This window comes from Micromonospora sp. MH99 (genome assembly GCF_021442385.1).
Lineage (GTDB): Bacteria > Actinomycetota > Actinomycetes > Mycobacteriales > Micromonosporaceae > Micromonospora.
Window position 1 is genome coordinate 1 of sequence record NZ_MUZA01000023.1, and the last position, 18,723, is coordinate 18,723.

Genomic DNA, 18,723 nt, shown 5'->3' on the forward strand with positions numbered 1-18,723 from the left:
GGGGCCGACTGCGGGTGCGGCGGCGCGGACTGCGGGGCCTGGAACGGCGGCGACGGCTGGCCGTACTGGCCGGGGAACTGCGCCGGCGGGTAACCGCCCGGCTGGCCGGCCTGCGGGTAACCGCCCGGCTGGCCGGGAGCGGGCCATCCGCCCTGCTGCTGACCGCCGGGCTGACCGGGAGCCGGCCAACCGCCCTGCTGCTGCGGCCAACCCGGCTGCGGCTGGCCGTAGACGCCCGGCTGCGGCTTCGGCTTGGGGACGTAGTAGAACGCCCGCCAGATGGTGAACACCACCCAGGCGGCCACCGCGAAGATCACCAGCCAGGCGAACCGGGCGAGAAGGCCGAGCAACGCGTCGAGGATCTCGGTCTCGGCGAGGCGGCCCACCGTCCAGATCAGCATGGTGAGCGTGCCGAGCAGCGCGCTGACCGCGTACTCACCAAGCGCCACCTGCGTGATCAGCTTCGCCTTCGGCAGGACCGGCGCGACGTGGGTGGCCAGCAGGACGGCCAGCAGCGGCAGCACCACCGCCTCCACCCCGATGAACGAGGAGAACTGGTCGCCCGCCCGGTCGGTGAAGTCGCGGTAGTCGTTCGGGGTGAGCAGCCGGAGCAGCCCCACGAAGAGGAACACGGCGTTGGCGCCGAGCAGGGCGAGCGCACCCAGTTCGCGCAGTGGCTTGGTCAGCTGGCGGGCCTGCGTCGCGTCGGCGGACGCGGGCTCGGCGGGGCTGGTCACGAGCTCCCCCTCGGGGCAATAACGGACAGGGCGCACGTGAGCCTAGTCTCCCACGCCACCGGCGGACCGGAGGCGTCTCGTACGCGAGGATGGTCGACATGCGCATCGTGGTTCTGGCCGGCGGCATTGGCGGCGCCCGGTTCCTGCTCGGCGTCCGGGCGTACGCCCGCGAGGTCGGCGCCGAGGTGACCGCCGTTGTCAACGTCGGCGACGACCTGTGGCTGCACGGGTTGAAGATCTGTCCCGACCTGGACAGCGTCATGTACACGCTCGGCGGCGGCGCCGACCCCGAACGGGGCTGGGGCCGGGTCGGCGAGAGCTGGACGGTCAAGGAGGAGTTGGCCGCGTACGGGGCGGAGCCGACCTGGTTCGGCCTCGGCGACAAGGACATCGCCACCCACCTGGTACGCAGCACCATGCTCAACGGCGGCTACCCGCTGAGCGCGGTCACCGAGGCGCTGTCGACGCGGTGGCAGCCCGGCGTACGCCTGCTGCCCGCGACCGACGACCGGCTGGAGACCCACGCGGTCGTCGGCGACGGTGACGAGGGTCAGCGGGCGATCCACTTCCAGGAGTGGTGGGTGCGGTACCGGGCCGACATCCCCACCCACCGGTTCGTCTTCGTCGGTGCGGAGACGGCGCAGCCGGCGCCGGGGGTGCGGGAGGCGATCGGCGCGGCCGACCTGGTGTTGATCGCGCCGAGCAACCCGGTGGTGAGCATCGCGCCGGTGCTTGCCGTACCGGGGATGCGCGAGGCGGTGACCGACGGCCCGGCGCCGGTGGTGGGTGTCTCGCCGATCATCGGCGGCGCTCCGGTCCGGGGAATGGCTGACCGCTGTCTCGCCGTGCTCGGTGTTGAGTGCAGCGCGGCCGGTGTGGGCCGGCTCTACGGCCCTCGGGCTGCGGGTGGGCTGCTGGACGGCTGGCTGGTGGCCGAGGAGGACGCCGACGCGGTGGTACCGGAGGTGACGGTCCGCGCGATGCCGCTGCGGATGACCGACGAGGCGGCGACGGCGGCGATGGTCCGCGCCGCGGTGGAGTTGACGTGAGGCTGGAGATCCTGCCGGTGCTGGGCATCGGCCACGTGACCGAGGGTGACGACCTGGCGGCGGTGATCGCCACCGCCGCGCCGTGGCTGCGCGACGGCGACGTGCTGGTGGTGACCAGCAAGATCGTCTCCAAGGCGGAGGGACGGCTGGTGGACGTCCCGGCGGACGGGCCGGAGCGGCTCGCCGCGCGCGAGGAGGTGCTGGCCGGCGAGACCGCCCGGGTGGTGGCCAGCCGCGGGCCGACCCGGATCGTGCAGACCCACCACGGCTTCGTGATGGCCTCCGCCGGGATCGACGCGTCGAACGTCGACAAGACCCGGCTGGTGCTGTTGCCGGTGGATCCGGACGCGTCGGCGCGGGAGCTGCGCGCCGCGCTGCGGGAGCGGTACGACCTGGACGTCGCCGTGATCATCAGCGACACGATGGGCCGGCCCTGGCGCAACGGGCTTACCGACGTGGCGCTCGGGGTGGCCGGGATGCCGGCGATCCGCGACCATCGGGGCGAGGTGGACCCGTACGGCAACGAGCTGCAGCTGACCCAGATGGCGGTGGTGGACGAGCTGGCGGGCGCCGGCGAGTTGATCAAGGGCAAGTGTGACCAGGTCCCCGTGGCCGTGGTACGCGGCTACCTCGCGGCGACCCGCGCGGACGACTCCGACGGCGCGCGGACGCTCATCCGTGATGCCGCGCAGGACCTGTTCTCGCTGGGCACCGCCGAGGCGCGGGCGGCCGGGCTGGCCGAGGCCGCGACCCTCGCCGAGGCGATCGACCCCGAGCCGGTCGACCCGGCCGCGGTGCGACGGGCGCTCGACGCGGTCGCCGAGGTGGTGACCCCCGGCACGGTCTTCACCCTCATCGACGAGGCGGAGGTACGCGCCGGCCTGGTCGCCGAGGTGCCGGGCTGGCCGGCCGACGCCAGCGCGCTGGTGCTCGGCACCGCGCCGGCGCCCGTCGACCCGATGGACCTGGTCCGCTTCGGCGCCGACCTGCACCGGCTGCGCGTCGCACTGGCCGCCGAGGGTGTCCGGTCGACGCTGCTGCCTCCGCCGGCCGGCAGCCCGGCCAGCGCCGCGCTCGCCCTGTGACCGCGCGGCCGGGCCGGACTCACGCGTCCAGGACGGCCCGGCCCAGCGGGGTCAGCGTGTGCAGCACTGTGTTGCGGTCGCGGTGACTGACGAGCAGGCCGGCGTTGCGCAGCACTGTGGCGTGCTGGCTGGCCGCCGCCGGTGAGATGTTGAGCCGGCGGGCCACCTCGCCCGTGGTGCAGCCGTCGTGGCTGGCCTCCAGCACCGCCGCCCTGGTCCGGCCGAGCAGTGCGGCCAGCGAGTCGCGGCCGGCGCTCGACGTGGCCAATGCGTCCCCGTCGGTCGCGGCGAGCCCGCCCAGCCGGTCCACCGGATAGACCAGCACCGGCGGCAGCGCCGGGTCGAGCAGGGCGACCGGGGTGCCCGCGCAGAAGAACGACGGCACCAACAGCAGCCCTCGACCGTCCAGGTGCAGCTCCCGGCTGTGCGGGTAGTCGCGCACCTCGAGCACCCCGCTGTCCCAGCGCATGCGCGGGCGGAGGCTGGCCAACAGCCCTTCGACGCCGCCGTCGAGCAGGGCCCGTGCGCGGCGGGTGCGGTCCGCCGCCACCGCCGACTGGATCCGACTCCAGTACGGGTCGATCGCCAGTGACCGGTACTGCTCCATGGAATCCGCGAGGTGGCGCAGCGTCGCCACGTCGCCGCGGGCCAGCGCGGCGGCCGAGGACGGCAGCTGGTTCTCGGCGGCCAGCAGGGTCACATCCCGCTGGAGCAGCGGGGTCGGCGTGCTGCGCACCGCTTCCAGCCCTGCCGCGAAACCCTCCACGCTGGCGTACGGGGTCAGGAAGTCGGGGAAGTAGCCGCGCGGCGGGTTCAGGGCGAAGAGCAGTCGGAGCTGATCGGAGGCGACGTCCTGGCGCAGCCCGCGGGTCACGGTGCGCCGCCAGGTCGACGTCAACGGATCGCGGTTGCGGCCCTGCAACACGTGCAGGCTGAGGACCAGCTCCCAGACCGGGTCAGCCGCCGGCGCCACCCGGGTCCGGAGAATGTCCTCGCCGGAAAAGTGGATCTTCAGCATGGAGCGCTCCCGTGTCGCCGGCAGAGGGATGCCGAGCGACCGTTCGACTCTACCCGGCCGGCAGTTATCTCCATCTTTAAGCCTGAACTGAAAAACCTCGACGCCTCCCCGGCCAGTTAGGCATGCTTCCAGTGCCCGAGCACGGCACCGACACGTCACGGACGTGACCGGCGCCGGGGCACCGGGGACCGGGGAGGGACCGGTGATCGGGCGGCACCACGAGGGTCTGCGGCCCTTGCTCCGCAGAGGTGCCGTCCGGTCATCCCGTCGACGCGGTGCGTCGGCCCCGCTCAGCCGACCCAGAGCGCGACCCGATGGTCCTCGTCCGTGACGTAGAACGGCCGCCCGTCCAGCTCGGCCAGGCCCTCGACGTGGTGAAACGGCCCCAGGTCGGCCACCTCTTCGCCGACGAGCCGGCACGCGTCGCCCGTGCGCCCCGCCGGGAACCGGAACCGCACGTGCCGGGACGTGACCGCGCCCCCGCCCGGATGGTCGTCGAGCAGCACCGACCCCTTGCCCAGCGCGTCGATCGAACCGATCACGGCCGCGTACCCGCCGTCCGGCGTCGGCGCGATCGCCCGGAAGCCGGTCAGCTCGCCCGGCGGAGTCACCCCGGTCACCGCGTACGCCCCCAGCGCTTGGGGCCACACCGGGTCCGCGGCGAACATGCCCGGCACGCCGGACACCTCCACCAGGACCGGCTCGCCGGCCTCGGTGACCGGAAAACGCAACCCGAGCAGCACCGTGCCGGCCGGCGTGAAGGCCGCGGCCTCCACGTTCAACGGGAGGTCGTCCGGCGTCAGGCGCGTCACCCAACTCTTCGCCCGACTGGTCCCCCGCGCCAGGGTCTCCACGATGAACCGGTCGCGCACCCGCTTGCCCGGCGGCAGCAGGGTCAGCGGCGACGCGGCGAGGGCGTCGTTCACCGCGCGGTGCAGCCGGAACCGGTTGCGCACCACGTGCACCGGCAGCGTGCCGGCCGCCGCGTCGTCCTCGCGGAACCGGGCCACGAACGCCCGACGGGGGCGCAGCGGGCCCGCCTTCGAGCCGAAGTGGGAGCCGAAGACGTACACCCAGCCGTCGTGGTGGGCGAGCGCCTCACCGTCCTCGGTCCGGCCGTTCTCGACCCCGGCGTCCGCCGTGACGTGCCGGGCCGTCCACTCACCGTCGTCCAACTCCAGCAGCAGGGCCAGGCAGCGCTCCACCGGGCCCTCGTCCAGCACCGTCCAGAAACCGCGCCGAGCACCGTACGACCGCAGCAGCGCGGACGAGCGCACCGGCAGCAGATCGCTGGCCTCGTTGCCGGCCACCACGAATTCGACGAGTCGCAGGGTCACCGCGCCAGCGTACGGAGAGCGCGCTCGTACAGTGACGGGGTGCCTGACACCGCGCTCACCGGACCCGCCGTCGATCCCACCGATCCCGCGTCGTACGCGACGCTGCACGCCGACGCCGTCGCCCTGCTGGAGGGCTGGCAGCCGACCAGCCCGGCGGCGGCCGACGCGCGGGACCGGACCCTCGCGCTGCTCGCCGCCGGGCCGGTGGCGATGAGCCGGCAGCACCGCCCCGGCCACGTCACCGCGAGCGCGCTGGTGCTCGACCCGACCGGCGCACGGGTGCTGCTCTGCCTGCACGCCAAGTTCGGCCGCTGGGTGCAGCTCGGCGGGCACTGCGAGCCGGTGGACCGGACGCTTGTCGGGGCCGCGCTGCGCGAGGCCACCGAGGAGTCCGGCATCGACGGCCTGCGCATCGATCCGGTGCCGATCGACATCGACGTGCACGAGGTGCTCTGCCAGGGTGGGTCGCGCCACTACGACGTCCGGTTCGCGGTGGTCGCCCCGCCCGGCGCCGTCGAGCAGGTCAGCGACGAGGCCGAGGAACTGGGGTGGTTCCCGCCCGATCGGCTGCCCGAGCCGCTGGCCGGCGGGACGGCGCAACTCATCGAGCCGGCCCTCGCGGCGCTGGGCAGGTGGTGACACCCCATCGTGCCCGCGCACGAGTACGCCGGCGACAGCGGCTTGCACCGCAATCGCCGGCGCTACGAGGTCACCCGCCGGGGTCGAGGGTCAGACGTAGCCCTCTTCGCCCCGCTCCTTCAGCTCGTCGACGAGGAGCTTGACGTCCTGGGCCCGGTCACGCGGGCAGACCAGCACCGCGTCCGGTGTGTCCACCACGATCAGATCGCGTACGCCGAGCACCGCCACCAACCGGCCCGACTGCGGCACCACCACCAGGTTGGCGGTGTCCCGCAGGAGCACGCCCGGCTTGGCGTCGGTGCCGAGCACCACGTTGCCCGCGTCGTCGGCGGGCAGCACCTCACCCAGCGTGTGGAAGTCACCCACGTCGTTCCAGCCGAAATCGCCAGGCACGGTGGCGACCCGACCCGCGGTGGCCGCGCCCTCCATCACCGCGTAGTCGACGGAGATCTTCGGCAGCGTCGGCCACACCGTCCCGAGCACGTCGTCCTGCTCCGGGGTGCCCCAGGCGGTGGCGATCGCGGTGACCCCCGCGTGCAGCGCCGGCTGCTGGCGGGCCAACTCGGCGAGGAACACGTCCACCCGCCAGACGAACATGCTCGCGTTCCACAGGTGCCGGCCCGAGCGGACGTACGCCTCGGCGACCTCGGCGGCCGGCTTCTCCTTGAACTCGGCCACCTGACGCCACGGCGTGCCCTCGGCCTCGTCGCCGGTCTCCAGGTAGCCGTAGCCGGTCTCCGGCCGGGTCGGGGTGATCCCGACCGTCATCAGCATGCCCTGCTCGGCCCCCCGGACCGCCTCCTGGACCGTGCGCACCCAGCTGTCCGGGTCGCGGATCAGGTGGTCGGCCGCGAAGCTCCCCATGACCGCGTCCGGGTCACGCTGCGCGATCACCGCCGCGGCCAGCGCGATCGCCGCGCAGGAATCCCGGGGGGACGGCTCGACCAGGATGTTCTCCTCCGGCAGCCCGGTCAGTTGCCGGGCGACCGCCGCGACGTGCGCGGCGCCGGTGACCACGAGGGTCCGATCCGGTGTGGTCAGCGGCGCGAGCCGCTCCACGGTCGCCTGGAGCAGCGAGGCGCTGGTACCGGTCAGCGGGTGGAGGAACTTGGGGTGGCCGGCGCGGGACAACGGCCACAACCTTGTGCCGCTGCCACCTGCCGGGATGACCGCATAAAGCATCCGCACATCATGCCCGACGTATGCGCCCGCAGTGGCACGGGTCACCACGAGAGGCCCGAACGGTCACGACCGGGCGCGACTCCAGGCGGCGATGTGCACCTCGGCGCTGGATTCCCAGGTGAACTCCTTGGCCCGGTCGAAGCCGGCCTTCGCCAGCGACAGCCGGCGCTGCTCGTCGTCGAGCAGGGCGGCCAGGTCGGTGGCGATCTGGCCCGGGTCCTCCGAGGTGTACGCGACGGCGTCGCCACCCACCTCCGGCAGCGACAGCCGGGGGGTGGTCAGCACCGGGGCGGCGCACGCCATCGCCTCCAGGATCGGCAGGCCGAACCCCTCGCCGTACGACGGGTAGGCGGCCACCAGCGCGCCACCGAGGAAGCCGGGCAGGTCGGCGTAGCGCAGGTAGCCGGGGCGCAGCAGCCGCAGGTGCGACGGGACCTCGGCCACCGCCCGGTCGATGTCGTCGTCGTGCCCCTGCCCACCGGCGATCACCAGGGCCGGCGGGTCGACCCGGTCGGCCACCGCACGGGCCCAGCCACGGATCAGGTTGGGCACGTTCTTGCGCGGCTCCTTGGCGCCGAGGAAGGCCACGTACGTGCTGTTGCCCAGCCCCAGCCGGGCACGCACGCGGGCCTTCTCCTCCTCGCCGGGCGCGTGGAAGGCGTCGTGGTCGACGCCGTGGTAGGCCACGTCGATGCGGGTCGGGTCGGCGTCAAGCAGCCGGATCAGCTCGTCGCGGGTCGCCTTGCTGGGCACGATCACCCGGTTGGCGCGACGCATCGAGGTCTTGATGGCGCTGCGGAAGAACGTGCGGCGGGACTTGTCGTAGTGCTCCGGCTCGGTGAAGAACGTCGCGTCGTGCACGGTGACCGTGACGGGACACCCGGCCCGCAGCGGGCAGGTGTAGAAGGGCGAGTGCAGCACGTGCGCGCCGACCTGCTGGGCGAGCAGCGGCAGGCCGGTCTGCTCCCAGGCGAGCCGGGCCGGGCGGTGCGCCACGGCGGCCGGAGCGGGGATGATCTCCGCGCCGGGCAGCATCCGGGTGTAACGCTCCAGGTCGGTGCGGAGGCTCACCACAGCCAACTCCACCCCCGACCCGCACACCTTGCCGAGGGCACCGAGCAAACCGTCGACGTATCGACCGACACCACCACGGTCGGCGGGGACACTCGTGGCGTCGATGAGCACGCGGGGCGGGCGACCGGCGGTCACGGGGCGACTCCTTGAAGGTGGGTCTGTGGGGAACAACACTCCGGGGGTAAAGCCTACGCCGGAGTACGGGGCCGACGCTGACTGCGACCCGACGGTACGCCGAGTTGTCATCGTCATCGAGTACGGGCCGCAGAGGCGTATCGTTCGCGCCGATGGCCGACAACATTGCCCGGGTGTTCGCCGACGCGATCGCGACCGACCCGACCCGACCGCTGCTGACCTGGTACGACGACTCCACCGGCGACCGCACCGAACTCTCCGGCGCGACCCTGGCGAACTGGGTGTCGAAGACCGCCAACCTCCTCGTCGACGAGGTCGGCCTCGCGCCGGGCACACCGGCCGGCGTGCTGCTCCCCCCGCACTGGCAGACCGCCGCCGTCCTGCTGGGCTGCTGGTCGGCGAAGGTGACAGTCGCCGACACACCGGGCCCGGTGGACGTGCTCTTCGCCGCCGCCGACCGGCTCGACGAAGCACAGTCCTGGCCCGCCGACGAGCGGTACGCCCTGGGCCTCGCCCCGCTCGCCGCCCCGCTGCGGCAGGTGCCGCCCGGCTTCGCCGACTACGTGGTCGAAGTACGCGGGCACGGCGACCACTTCACCCCGCGGTCCGGTCCCGGCCCCGCGGACGCGCAACTGCTGGCCCGCGCCGAGGCCCGCGCCACCGACCTGGGCATCGAGCCCGGGGCCCGGGTCCTGATCGACGCCGGCCGCTACCCCGACCCGGTGGACTGGCTCCTCGCGCCGCTGACCCGGGCGGCGACGGTGGTCCTGTGCGCCAACCCCGACCCGGCCCGCCTACCCACCCGCCTGACCAGCGAAAAAGTAACCCACCCCCTCCCCTAACCGCGCGCCCCGCGCCCCGCGCCCCGCGCCCCCGCGATCTTGCAGTTCCTGTCGCCGAGACGCGTGGAATGCCCCGTATGCCGCGACAGTAAGTGCAAGATCGCGGAAGCCCAGCGCCAGCCCGGGTCGATCATGGAGTCGTGGTGGGCGGATGGCGGCGGGATGCACCTATTGCGGGGCACCACCACTCCATGATCGACGCCAGGGGGGTGGGGCGCGGGGGGGGCGGGGGGTGGGGGTTAGGGGTGGGGGCGGGATTTTGCGAAGGTTGCGAAGGCGGTAAGGGAATCCGGGTTCACCAGCGCGCCCTTGGCCGCGGCCTGGTCGACCGGGGTGCCGGTGAGGATCTTCTTGACCGGCACCTCCAGCTTCTTCGCCGAGAGGGTGCGGGGCACGGCGCGTACCTGGTGGATCTCGTCGGGCACGTGCCGGGGTGAGAGGGCGGTCCGCAGTTCGCGGCAGATCATCTTGCGCAGCGAGTCGTCCAGAGTCAGCCCGTCGGCCAGCACCACGAAGAGCAGCAGTTCACCCGCGCCACCCTCGTCGTCCTCCAGGTGCACCACCACCGAGTCGACGACCTCGTCGAGGCCCTCGACCACGGAGTAGAACTCGGCGGTGCCGAGCCGGACTCCGCCACGGTTGAGGGTGGCGTCGGAGCGGCCGGTGATCACGCAGCCGCCCCGGGAGTTGATGGTGATCCAGTCACCGTGCCGCCAGACGCCGGGGTAGACGGAGAAGTACGCCTCGGCGTAACGGACGCCGTCCGGGTCGTTCCAGAAGCCCACCGGCATGCTCGGCATCGGCTCGGTGATCACCAGCTCGCCCAGCTCGCCGATCACCGGAGTGCCGTCGGCCGAGCGGGCCTCCACCTTGGCGCCCAGCGCGCGGCAGGCGATCTCGCCGGCGTACACCGGCAGCAGCGGCACCCCGCCGACGAAGCCCGTGCACACGTCGGTGCCGCCCGAGAGCGACTGGAGTTGCACCTGGTCGCCGACGGTCTCGTACACCCAGTGAAAGCCCTCGGCGGGCAGCGGCGCACCTGTGGAACCGACGCCGCGCAGCGCGGACAGGTCGGCGACCTCGCGGGGCACCAGGCCGGCCTTGCGGCAGGCCAGCAGGAACGGCGCCGAGGTGCCGAAGTACGTGGTGCCGGTCTCGGCGGCCAGCCGCCACAGCGCGCCCAGGTCGGGCTCGGCCGGCCGGCCGGGCTCCGCCCGGACCCCCGGGTTGCCGTCGAAGAGGACGATGGCCGCGCCCACCGCAGGCCCGGAGACCAGGAAGTTCCACATCATCCAGCCGGTGGTGGTGAACCAGAAGAACCGGTCGGCCGGGCCGAGGTCGTGGTGCAGGGCGAGCATCTTCAGGTGTTCCAGCAGGATGCCGCCGTGGCCGTGCACGATCGGCTTCGGCAACCCGGTGGTGCCCGAGGAGTAGAGCACGTACAGCGGGTGGTCGAACGGCACCGGCGTGAACGTCGACGGCTCGTCGGTGGGCGCGGCCAGCTCGGCCCAGCCCAGCGCGCCCTCGGGGGCGGGGCCCGCCGGGTCGAGGTAGCCGATGCTCACGGTGTGGCGCAGCGACGGCAGGGCGGCACGGATCGCGGCGACCTCGGCGCGGCGGTCGACCGGCTTGTCGCCGTAGCGGTAGCCGTCCACGGCGACCAGCACGGTTGGCTCGATCTGCTGCCACCGGTCGGTGACGCTGCGCGTGCCGAACTCCGGCGCGCAGGACGAGAAGATGGCCCCGAGGCTGGCGGTGGCCAGCAGCAGGACGTACGTCTCGGGAATGTTGGGGGCGTACGCCGCCACCCGGTCCCCGGCGGTGACGCCGAGCCGGCGCAGACCGGCCGACACCCGGCGGACCTGCTCGCGCAGCTCCCCGGCGGTGAGGGTGACCGGCTCGCGGGTCTGGCCGTGCGCGATGACCACGGGGTCGTCGTCGGCGCGGCCCGGCATCCGCAGCACGTTCTCGGCGTAGTTGAGGGTGGCGCCCGGGAACCAGCGCGCCCCGGGCATCCCCCGCTCGGCCAGGGTTGCGGTCGGCGGGGTGTGCGCGATCACCTCGAAGTGGTCCCAGATCGAGCGCCAGAACGCGTCCAGGTCGGTGACCGACCACCGCCACAGGGCGTCGTAGTCGGCGAAGTCCAGCCCGCGGTGCTCGGCCAGCCAGCGCAGGTAGTCGCCGATCCGGGACCGCTCCAGCACGTCCGCCGGCGGCGTCCACAGCACGTCACCCACTGCTCCACCCTCCCCTGGCCCCGCACGACACTGTGAATGGGCCGTGGCGCCATCTTGCCCTACCTCGAAGCGCCATTCTGCGCACCGGGTACGCCTATCGACGCGTGCCCGGCCCACACTCCAGCCCACCCACCCATGTGGTTCAGCCCGCCCGGTGCGCCTGGATGGCCCGGCGGCGGGCCAGGCGGTGCGCACGGCGGATCTCCGCCTCCTTGAACCGGCGCTCGTCCTCCGGCGTCTCCGGCAGCACCGGACGGACCGTGCGCGGCGCACCGCCGACGTCCACGCCGACGAAGACCAGGTACGCCGTGGCCACCCGCACCGGGGCGTCCTCGGCCGAGTCCCACCGCTCGGCGACCACCCGCACGCCCACCTCCATCGACGTCTGTCCGGTCCAGTTCACCTGGGCGTGCGCGTGCACCAGGTCACCGACCCGGACGGCCTCGGAGAAGACGATCTCGTCGATCGCCGCGGTGACCGCCGTCCCGCCGCTGTGCCGGGCGGCGGCGGCGCCCGCCACGTCGTCGACGAACTTCATCAGGACCCCGCCGTGGACGGTTCCGTAGAGGTTCACGTCCACCGCAGTCATGATCTTGCTGAGGGTGACGCGGGAGTACGACGTCGGCTTGCCGGTCGGAGCGGCGGAGAGGTGCTCGGTCATGCCGGAAACGGTACGGTGCGCGGATGCGACATCTCTGGAGCTTCCTCGCCGGGTTGGTGGTGGCACCCATCACGTGGGCGCTTGTCACACTCGGGCAGGACGGGTCGACCCGGACGGTCGACCGCTGGGTGGAGATCGGCACCTTCAACACCGCCAACCTGATCGAACCGGCCGTGTACCTCGGCGTCGGCGGTGTCCTGCTCGGGCTGCTCGGCACACTGCGCTTCTCACCGGCGGGCCCGGTGGTGGCCGGGCTGCTGCTGGTCACCCCGTACGTCGGGATGTTCGTGGCGCCGTTCGAGGTGCGCGACGCGATCCCGCAGGGGTGGAAGGTGTTCGGTGACCCGCTGCCGCTGCGGCTGCCGGTGGAGAACGGCACGCTCTTCCTGATCGGCCTGCTGCTGCTCATGGCGACGTTCAGCGGCCAACGCTGGCGGCAGTGGCCGCAGGCCGCGACCGCGCCGGCCCTGACGCCGGCGCCGGCGGACGGCCCGCGCGGCGACGACTTCACCCTCACCGACTGGCCGTCGCCCGAGCCGGCCGAGCGCGACACCGCCCCGCTGACCCTGGGTTACCCGGCCGACCCGACGCCGACCGAACCGCTGCCCCGCCGGGTGGGTGGCGAATCACCGTGGTCCGCCCCGCCGCGCGGCCAGTCCCGCCCCGAGGACACCACCGAGATCCGTTGACCGTCGGGCGGGCCGGGAGGCCCGGCCCGCCCGACCAGACCCGCTGCGCGGGCTGCGCTAGTGCACGGCGACGGCCAGGTCCGGGTCGACCGCGCCGAGGGCGGCGCGGGGCACGACCAGGAGCATGACCGCCAGCGCCGCGGCCATGCCGCCCGCGATGACGACCGCCATCGGTACGCTCCCCGTGCCGAACAGGCCGGCCAGGGGCGCCGACACCGCGCCGACGCCGAACTGCACGGCCCCGAGCAGCGCCGCGGCCGTGCCGGCGGCCTCGCTGTGCCGGCTCATCGCCAGCGCCGGGGCGTTCGGCAGGGCCAGGCCCGCCGCGGCCAGCACGAGCCACAGCGACGCGAGCAGGGTGCCGAGGCCACCGAAGCCGGTGGCCGCGAACGCGATCAGCAGCAGCCCGGCGGCCGTTCCGGCGATCAGCGCGCTGACGAGGATCTGCTGCGGGGTGTAGCGCCGCAGCAGCCGGACGTTGAACTGGGTGGCGCCGATCAGGCCCACGGCGCCGGCGCCGAAGGCCAGGCCGAACTGCTGCTCGTCGAGGCCGTACTCCCGCTGGAGCACGAACGACGACCCCGAGACGTACGCGAACAGCGACGCCATGGCCAGTCCGGCGACCAGCACCAGACCGACGAAGGCCCGGTCGTTGAGCAGCGCCCGGTAGTCGCGCAGGGTCGCCGCCACCCCGCCGTGTCGGCGGCGGGCCACCGCGAGGGTCTCCGGAAGCTGCAACGCCGCGACGACGATCAGCAGCGCGCCCAGCACCGCCAGCGCCGCGAAGACGCCCCGCCACTCGGTCCACCGCAGCAGCCCGCTGCCGAGCGTCGGCGCGAGGATCGGCGCCAGCCCCATCACCAGCATCAGGCGCGAGAAGATCCGCGCGAACGAGGCGCCGCTGAACAGGTCGCGCACGACGGCCGTGGCGACCACGGTGGCGGCCGCCACGCCGAGGCCCTGCAGGACGCGCAGCGCGCCGAGCACGGCGATGTTGGGCGCGAAGACGCACAGCACGGAGGCCACGATGTGCGCGGCGAGCCCGGCGAGCAGCGGCAGACGCCGCCCGACCACGTCGGAGAGCGGCCCGATCAGCAACTGGCCCAGCGCGAGGCCGATCAGCGTGCCGGTCAGGGTCAACTGCACGGCGGTCTCGGTGGTCTGCAGGCCGGCCGTGATGGCGGGCAGCGCCGGCAGGTACATGTCGATGGTCAACGGCCCGATCGCGATCAACGCGCCGAGCACCAGCACGAGCCGGGCCCGCTGGCGGTTGGTCATCAGGTCGCCGGGCAGCACATCCTGCTCGGGGGCGGTCTTGTCCACCAGCTGCTTCATCATCTCGATCTCTCTGCGGAAGCCGGCGCGTCGTCACGAGCGGCGGCGCGGGGCGTCACCGGGACCGCGTGGACGCGGCGGGGATGCCCGGCGGTGGGCGGCGTGGACGTGACGACTCAGGGGCCGTGGTGGGGTTGGCCGGGTGGGCGATGACCCGGGATGATTCTCCCGGGTCGACAACACCTCGGCCGTGTACGACGTTCCCTGTGTGTGGGGAGTCACGCGGTTCCGTCCGGCCGCCCCAGCTGTGAGCTGCGGTCACAGCTGGGAAAGATCGGCGGCCACCGCCCTATGCCGGGTCCACGGCCCGCAGCCGCGGCCAGCGCTGCTCGGTCCAGGCCCGCAACAGCCACTCCAGCGGCCCGTACCGGAACCGGGCCATCCACGCCGCGCTGCCGGCGAGCTGCAGGCAGTAGATCGCGACCGCGATGAGGACGACGACCGGGGGCGCGACGGCACCGGCGAGGCCCAGCCCGACGCCGGTGAAGACCAGCACGCAGAGCAGCGACTGGCCCAGGTAGTTCGACAGGGACATCCGCCCGGCCGGCGCGAGCACGGCGGCGACCCGCCGACCCCGCCCGGTCTGGAAGAACTGGAGCAGGGTGGCGGCGTACGCGGCCGCGAGCAGCGGCGCGGTGAGCACGCCCGCCGTCAGCCCGGTCAGGTTCGCGGTGCCCCCGCCCGCCGCGAAGATCACCGCACCGGCCAGGCCGATCGGATAGCCCAGCTGCTGCACCCGGCGCAGGAGCTGCCGGTTCCCGGCGATGTCGGTGAGCAGCCGGCGCCGACCGGCCGCGTAACCGAAGAGGAAGGCCGAGAGTGCGAGCGGCCCCTGCACGAGGAGCGTGCCGAGCATCGCCGGCAGCTGGCGTACGTGCTCGCTGATCACCGAGCCGAACCCACCCTGTAGCGCCTCGGTGGACCGCTGCCCCGCCGCCAGCGCCGTCGACGGATCGGTGACCAGCTGGGTCCCGCCCGTGGCGGCGAGCGCGAGGAGGAAGCCGATCCCGCCGGTCAGCAGTACGGCGACGCGCAGCGCGGTCCTGACGCGGACTCCCCGCATGGCGAGCAGGACCAGACCGAGCAACGCGTACGCGGTCAGGATGTCGCCCTGGAACAGCAGCACCGCGTGCAGGATGCCGAGCACGAAGAGCCCGACCAGCCGTCGCCGGAACCGTGGGACGACGTCGACGCCCCGTCGCGCGGCGGAATCGAGCTGGAGCGTGAAGCTGTAGCCGAACAGGAAGGAGAAGAGCAGGTACGCCTTCATCGTGAACAGCAGCTCGACCAGCCACAGCACCGCCTGGTCGCCCCACGAGTCGTACGCGGGATCCGGGACCAGCTGGAAGGGATAGCCGGAGGCGAAGAAGGCGATGTTGACGATCAGGATGAGGAGCAGCGCCACGGCGCGCAACGCGTCGACGTCGACGATCCGGGAGAGCGTCCCGGACGACGCGCGACTCCCGACGGGTGGGTCCTTGATGGAGTGGCTCACGTGACAACCTCCGGAACGGACAGCAATCGTGTTCGGTGACTGTCCTGTGACCCTATGAAGCGGCCTTTCCGGATGACAGCCGGTGAGCGGGAAGACGCTGGTGGGGTGGGCCCTACCCGCGACACACCCGGAACCCCGACCTGACACAGCAGGAATCCCCCAGAACGCCGAGGAGAAGCGTTCTGGGGGACCAGAGGTGTCCCGCCAGGCAGAGCTGCCAGAAAAGCTCGGAATCAGCCCTTGAGCAGCTGCCGCGCCATGACGATCCGCTGCACCTGGTTGGTGCCCTCGTAGATCTGGGTGATCTTGGCGTCGCGCATCATCCGCTCGACCGGGTAGTCGCGGGTGTAGCCGTAGCCGCCGAGCAGCTGCACCGCGTCGGTGGTGATCTCCATGGCGGCGTCGGAGGCGAAGCACTTCGCCGCCGCGCCGAAGTAGGTCAGGTCGGCGTCGCCCCGCTCGGACTTGCCGGCGGCGGCGTACGTGAGCTGCCGGGCAGCCTCCAGCTTCATGCCCATGTCGGCGAGCATGAACTGGATGCCCTGGAACTCGGCGACCGCCTTGCCGAACTGGCGGCGCTCGGCGACGTACCCCTTGGCGTAGTCGAGCGCGCCCTGCGCGATCCCGACGGCCTGCGCGGCGATGGTCACCCGGGTGTGGTCGAGGGTCTTCATGGCCGTGGCGAAGCCGGTGCCCTCCGCGCCGATCATCCGATCGGCGGGGATCCGCACGTTGTCCAGGTAGACCTCACGGGTCGGCGAGCCCTTGATCCCCAGCTTCTTCTCCGGAGCGCCGAAGCTCACCCCGGCATCGGACTTCTCGACCACGAAGGCCGAGATGCCCCGGGACCGGGAGGCGGGGTCGGTGACGGCGAAGACGGTGTGGAACTCGGAGACGCCGGCGTTGGTGATCCAGCGCTTCACGCCGTTGAGCACCCAGTGATCCCCGTCACGCACCGCCCGGGTCGTCATCGACGCCGCGTCGCTGCCCGCCTCGGGCTCCGAGAGGCAGTACGAGAACATGGCGTCGCCCGCCGCGACCGGGGTCAGGTAGCGGCGCTTGATCTCCTCGGAACCGGACAACAGCAGCGGCATCGTGCCGAGTTTGTTGACCGCCGGGATCAGGGAGGAGGACGCGCAGGCGCGCGCCACCTCCTCGATCACGATGGCGGTGGCCAGCGCGTCCGCGCCCGCGCCCCCGTACTCCTCGGGAATGTGCGGCGCGTGGAAGTCGGCTGCCCGCAGCGCGTCGTAGGACGCCTTCGGAAACTCCCCGGTCTCGTCGGCCTCGGCGGCGTGCGGAGCCACCTTGGCGGTACAGACCTCACGGACCGCCTCCCGGATCGCCTCGTGCTCCTCGGGCAACCGGTAGACGTCGAACGACTCCCCTGCGGCCATGTCGGCCCCTCCCCTTCACCGCTATCATGCGCAGTCTGTGGCCTCCCCTGACCGCCGACCGCGCAGACTGAAGGATAGCGACTGCAGTTCAGGTGATGTTACCGGCGCGTAGGTATGGGCATGACGGAGCACCCGCGCCGCTGGGCGATGATGAGAGACAGACAGTGAGCCACCCTCCGGTGCCCCGTCAGGCGCCGCAGCAGAATGCGACGCGACGACGCGCCGCCAGTGCGAGCGGAGAAGACAGGCGTGACGATCCCCTACCCCACCATCCAGCCGACCCCCGCCATCGCCGCGGTGACGCCGCCTTCAGGTGCACCTCGGCCGCGGGTGACGTTTCTGGGAACCGGCTACCTCGGTGCGACGTACGCCATCTGCTACGCGGAACTCGGGTACGAGGTGCTCGGGTTCGACGTCGACGCGGACAAGATCGCGAAGCTGAACGCCGGCGAGGTGCCGATCCACGAGCCCGGCCTGGACGAGCTGCTCAAGCGCAACCTGGCCGCCGGCCGGCTGCGGTTCTCGACCGACATCGCCGAGACCGCCGAGTTCGGCGACGTGCACTTCATCTGCGTCGGCACCCCCCAGCGGGCCGACGGGATGGGCGCCGACCTGTCGTACGTCGAGGCGTCGGTGACCAGCCTCGCGCAGCACCTGACCCGCAAGGCGCTGATCGTCGGCAAGTCCACCGTGCCGGTGGGCACCGCCGACTGGGTCGAGCAGCTGGTCGGCAAGCACACCCCCGGCGACCTGGAGGTCGAGGTGGCGTGGAGCCCCGAGTTCCTCCAGGAGGGCTTCGCCGTCGACGACGTGCTGCGCCCCAACCGGATCGTGGTCGGCGTGAAGAGCGAGTGGGCCAACGGCATGCTCTACGCCGCGCACAAGGGCGTCTTCGACCTGGCCGCCACCGAGGACCGCGAGGTGCCGCTGGTGGTCACCGACTTCGCGACGGCCGAGCTGGTCAAGGTCGCGGCGAACGCGTTCCTGGCCACGAAGATCTCCTTCATCAACGCCATGGCCGAGGTCTGCGAGGCCAGCGGCGGCGACGTCACCCAGCTGGCCCGCGCGATCGGGTACGACCCCCGGATCGGCAACCGGTTCCTCCAGGCCGGGCTCGGCTTCGGTGGCGCCTGCCTGCCCAAGGACATCCGCGCCTTCCAGGCCCGCGCGCAGGAGCTGGGCGCGGGCGAGGCACTGCGCTTCCTGCACGAGGTCGACCTGATCAACCTGCGCCGGCGGACCCGTGTCCTCCAGCTCGCGGCGGATCTGCTCGGCCGGCGCTCCGGGCCGGCCGGCCCGGACTTCTCCGGCACCCGCATCGCCGTGCTGGGCGCCACCTTCAAGCCCAACACCGACGACGTCCGCGACGCCCCGGCGCTCGCCGTCGCCGCGCTGTTGCAGAAGGCCGGCGCCGACGTGCACGTGTACGACCCGCAGGGCGCCGAGAACGCCCGCCGCGCGGTGCCCGAACTGACCTACGAGGCCGGCATCAACGAGGCCGTCGCCGACGCCGACCTGGTCTGCGTCCTCACCGAGTGGGCGGACTTCCGCAACGCCGACCCGGTCGCCCTGGGTGAGCTGGTCGCCGGCCGCAAGGTCGTCGACGGGCGCAACTGCCTCGACTCGGCACTGTGGACCCAGGCCGGCTGGGAGTACCGGGGCATGGGCCGCCCCTGACGTTTCGCCACTCACCGGCCGGTCGCGACGCACCCCTGCGCGGCCGGCCGGTGATGTTGTTTGCCCCGGACCCGCCGACAAGTGTCGAAATCCGCGCCAGCTTTGGGCATGCTGCGACAGTGGGAGTCCACAGT

At 72.8% G+C, this 18,723-nt stretch carries 16 protein-coding genes; 6 read left to right on the top strand and 10 right to left on the bottom strand.

Annotation, left to right across the window (positions count from 1 at the left end; genetic code table 11):
• Positions 1-737 (bottom strand): hypothetical protein (locus tag B0E54_RS14525; RefSeq protein WP_234584037.1); only part of this gene is annotated, 737 nt, incomplete at its 3' end.
• A 98-nt stretch (positions 738-835) separates the two neighbouring features.
• On the opposite strand from B0E54_RS14525, the gene cofD reads away from it, so the two are divergent.
• Both cofD and B0E54_RS14535 read left to right on the top strand, forming a co-directional pair.
• Entirely contained in the window at positions 836-1,786 is a 951-nt protein-coding gene (gene cofD / locus B0E54_RS14530; protein ID WP_234584038.1) for a 2-phospho-L-lactate transferase, read from the top strand.
• Positions 1,783-2,871, top strand: coding sequence for a coenzyme F420-0:L-glutamate ligase (locus tag B0E54_RS14535; RefSeq protein WP_234584039.1), 1,089 nt, complete (start codon positions 1,783-1,785; stop codon positions 2,869-2,871). The genes cofD and B0E54_RS14535 overlap by 4 nt, the downstream gene beginning before the upstream one ends.
• Before the next feature lie 19 nt (positions 2,872-2,890).
• Here the strand turns inward: B0E54_RS14535 and B0E54_RS14540 are convergent, their stop codons facing one another.
• Positions 2,891-3,889 (bottom strand): winged helix-turn-helix domain-containing protein, encoded by a 999-nt coding sequence (locus tag B0E54_RS14540; protein ID WP_234584040.1) that lies wholly within the window; start codon positions 3,887-3,889, stop codon positions 2,891-2,893.
• A 290-nt stretch (positions 3,890-4,179) separates the two neighbouring features.
• Positions 4,180-5,226: a DUF4185 domain-containing protein gene (locus tag B0E54_RS14545; protein ID WP_234584041.1), complete on the bottom strand. Its 1,047-nt coding sequence runs from the start codon at positions 5,224-5,226 to the stop codon at positions 4,180-4,182.
• Between the two features lie 102 nt (positions 5,227-5,328).
• On the opposite strand from B0E54_RS14545, the gene B0E54_RS14550 reads away from it, so the two are divergent.
• Entirely contained in the window at positions 5,329-5,865 is a 537-nt protein-coding gene (locus tag B0E54_RS14550) for an NUDIX hydrolase (protein ID WP_234584126.1), read from the top strand.
• Positions 5,866-5,955: 90 nt separating this feature from the next.
• Here the strand turns inward: B0E54_RS14550 and B0E54_RS14555 are convergent, their stop codons facing one another.
• Complete coding sequence (locus B0E54_RS14555) at positions 5,956-7,047, bottom strand: mannose-1-phosphate guanylyltransferase (protein ID WP_234584042.1); 1,092 nt, start codon at positions 7,045-7,047, stop codon at positions 5,956-5,958.
• A 63-nt stretch (positions 7,048-7,110) separates the two neighbouring features.
• Positions 7,111-8,256, bottom strand: coding sequence for a glycosyltransferase family 1 protein (locus B0E54_RS14560; protein WP_234584044.1), 1,146 nt, complete (start codon positions 8,254-8,256; stop codon positions 7,111-7,113).
• Between the two features lie 152 nt (positions 8,257-8,408).
• On the opposite strand from B0E54_RS14560, the gene B0E54_RS14565 reads away from it, so the two are divergent.
• The gene (locus B0E54_RS14565; protein ID WP_234584045.1) at positions 8,409-9,098 is read left to right on the top strand and encodes a TIGR03089 family protein; all 690 of its coding nucleotides are present in this window, start codon (positions 8,409-8,411) and stop codon (positions 9,096-9,098) included.
• Positions 9,099-9,337: 239 nt separating this feature from the next.
• Here B0E54_RS14565 and B0E54_RS14570 read toward each other — a convergent pair whose 3' ends face one another.
• Positions 9,338-11,335, bottom strand: a complete 1,998-nt coding sequence (locus B0E54_RS14570; protein ID WP_234584047.1) for an acetoacetate--CoA ligase — start codon at positions 11,333-11,335, stop codon at positions 9,338-9,340.
• A 142-nt stretch (positions 11,336-11,477) separates the two neighbouring features.
• On the bottom strand, positions 11,478-11,996 hold the full coding sequence (locus tag B0E54_RS14575) for an acyl-CoA thioesterase (RefSeq protein WP_234584049.1): 519 nt from the start codon (positions 11,994-11,996) through the stop codon (positions 11,478-11,480).
• Between the two features lie 23 nt (positions 11,997-12,019).
• Between B0E54_RS14575 and B0E54_RS14580 the strand changes: the two genes are divergently transcribed.
• Entirely contained in the window at positions 12,020-12,685 is a 666-nt protein-coding gene (locus B0E54_RS14580; RefSeq protein WP_234584050.1) for a hypothetical protein, read from the top strand.
• A 57-nt stretch (positions 12,686-12,742) separates the two neighbouring features.
• Here B0E54_RS14580 and B0E54_RS14585 read toward each other — a convergent pair whose 3' ends face one another.
• From B0E54_RS14585 to B0E54_RS14595, 3 genes are all read right to left on the bottom strand, one after another.
• Positions 12,743-14,023, bottom strand: coding sequence for a multidrug effflux MFS transporter (locus tag B0E54_RS14585; RefSeq protein ID WP_234584052.1), 1,281 nt, complete (start codon positions 14,021-14,023; stop codon positions 12,743-12,745).
• A gap of 286 nt (positions 14,024-14,309) precedes the next feature.
• Positions 14,310-15,515: a DUF418 domain-containing protein gene (locus B0E54_RS32795; protein ID WP_234584053.1), complete on the bottom strand. Its 1,206-nt coding sequence runs from the start codon at positions 15,513-15,515 to the stop codon at positions 14,310-14,312.
• Positions 15,516-15,748: 233 nt separating this feature from the next.
• Positions 15,749-16,912 (bottom strand): acyl-CoA dehydrogenase family protein, encoded by a 1,164-nt coding sequence (locus B0E54_RS14595; RefSeq protein WP_234584056.1) that lies wholly within the window; start codon positions 16,910-16,912, stop codon positions 15,749-15,751.
• A gap of 249 nt (positions 16,913-17,161) precedes the next feature.
• Here B0E54_RS14595 and B0E54_RS14600 point away from each other — a divergent pair, with 249 nt between their 5' ends.
• Complete coding sequence (locus tag B0E54_RS14600) at positions 17,162-18,589, top strand: UDP-glucose/GDP-mannose dehydrogenase family protein (RefSeq protein ID WP_234584057.1); 1,428 nt, start codon at positions 17,162-17,164, stop codon at positions 18,587-18,589.
• Positions 18,590-18,723 lie beyond the last annotated feature (134 nt).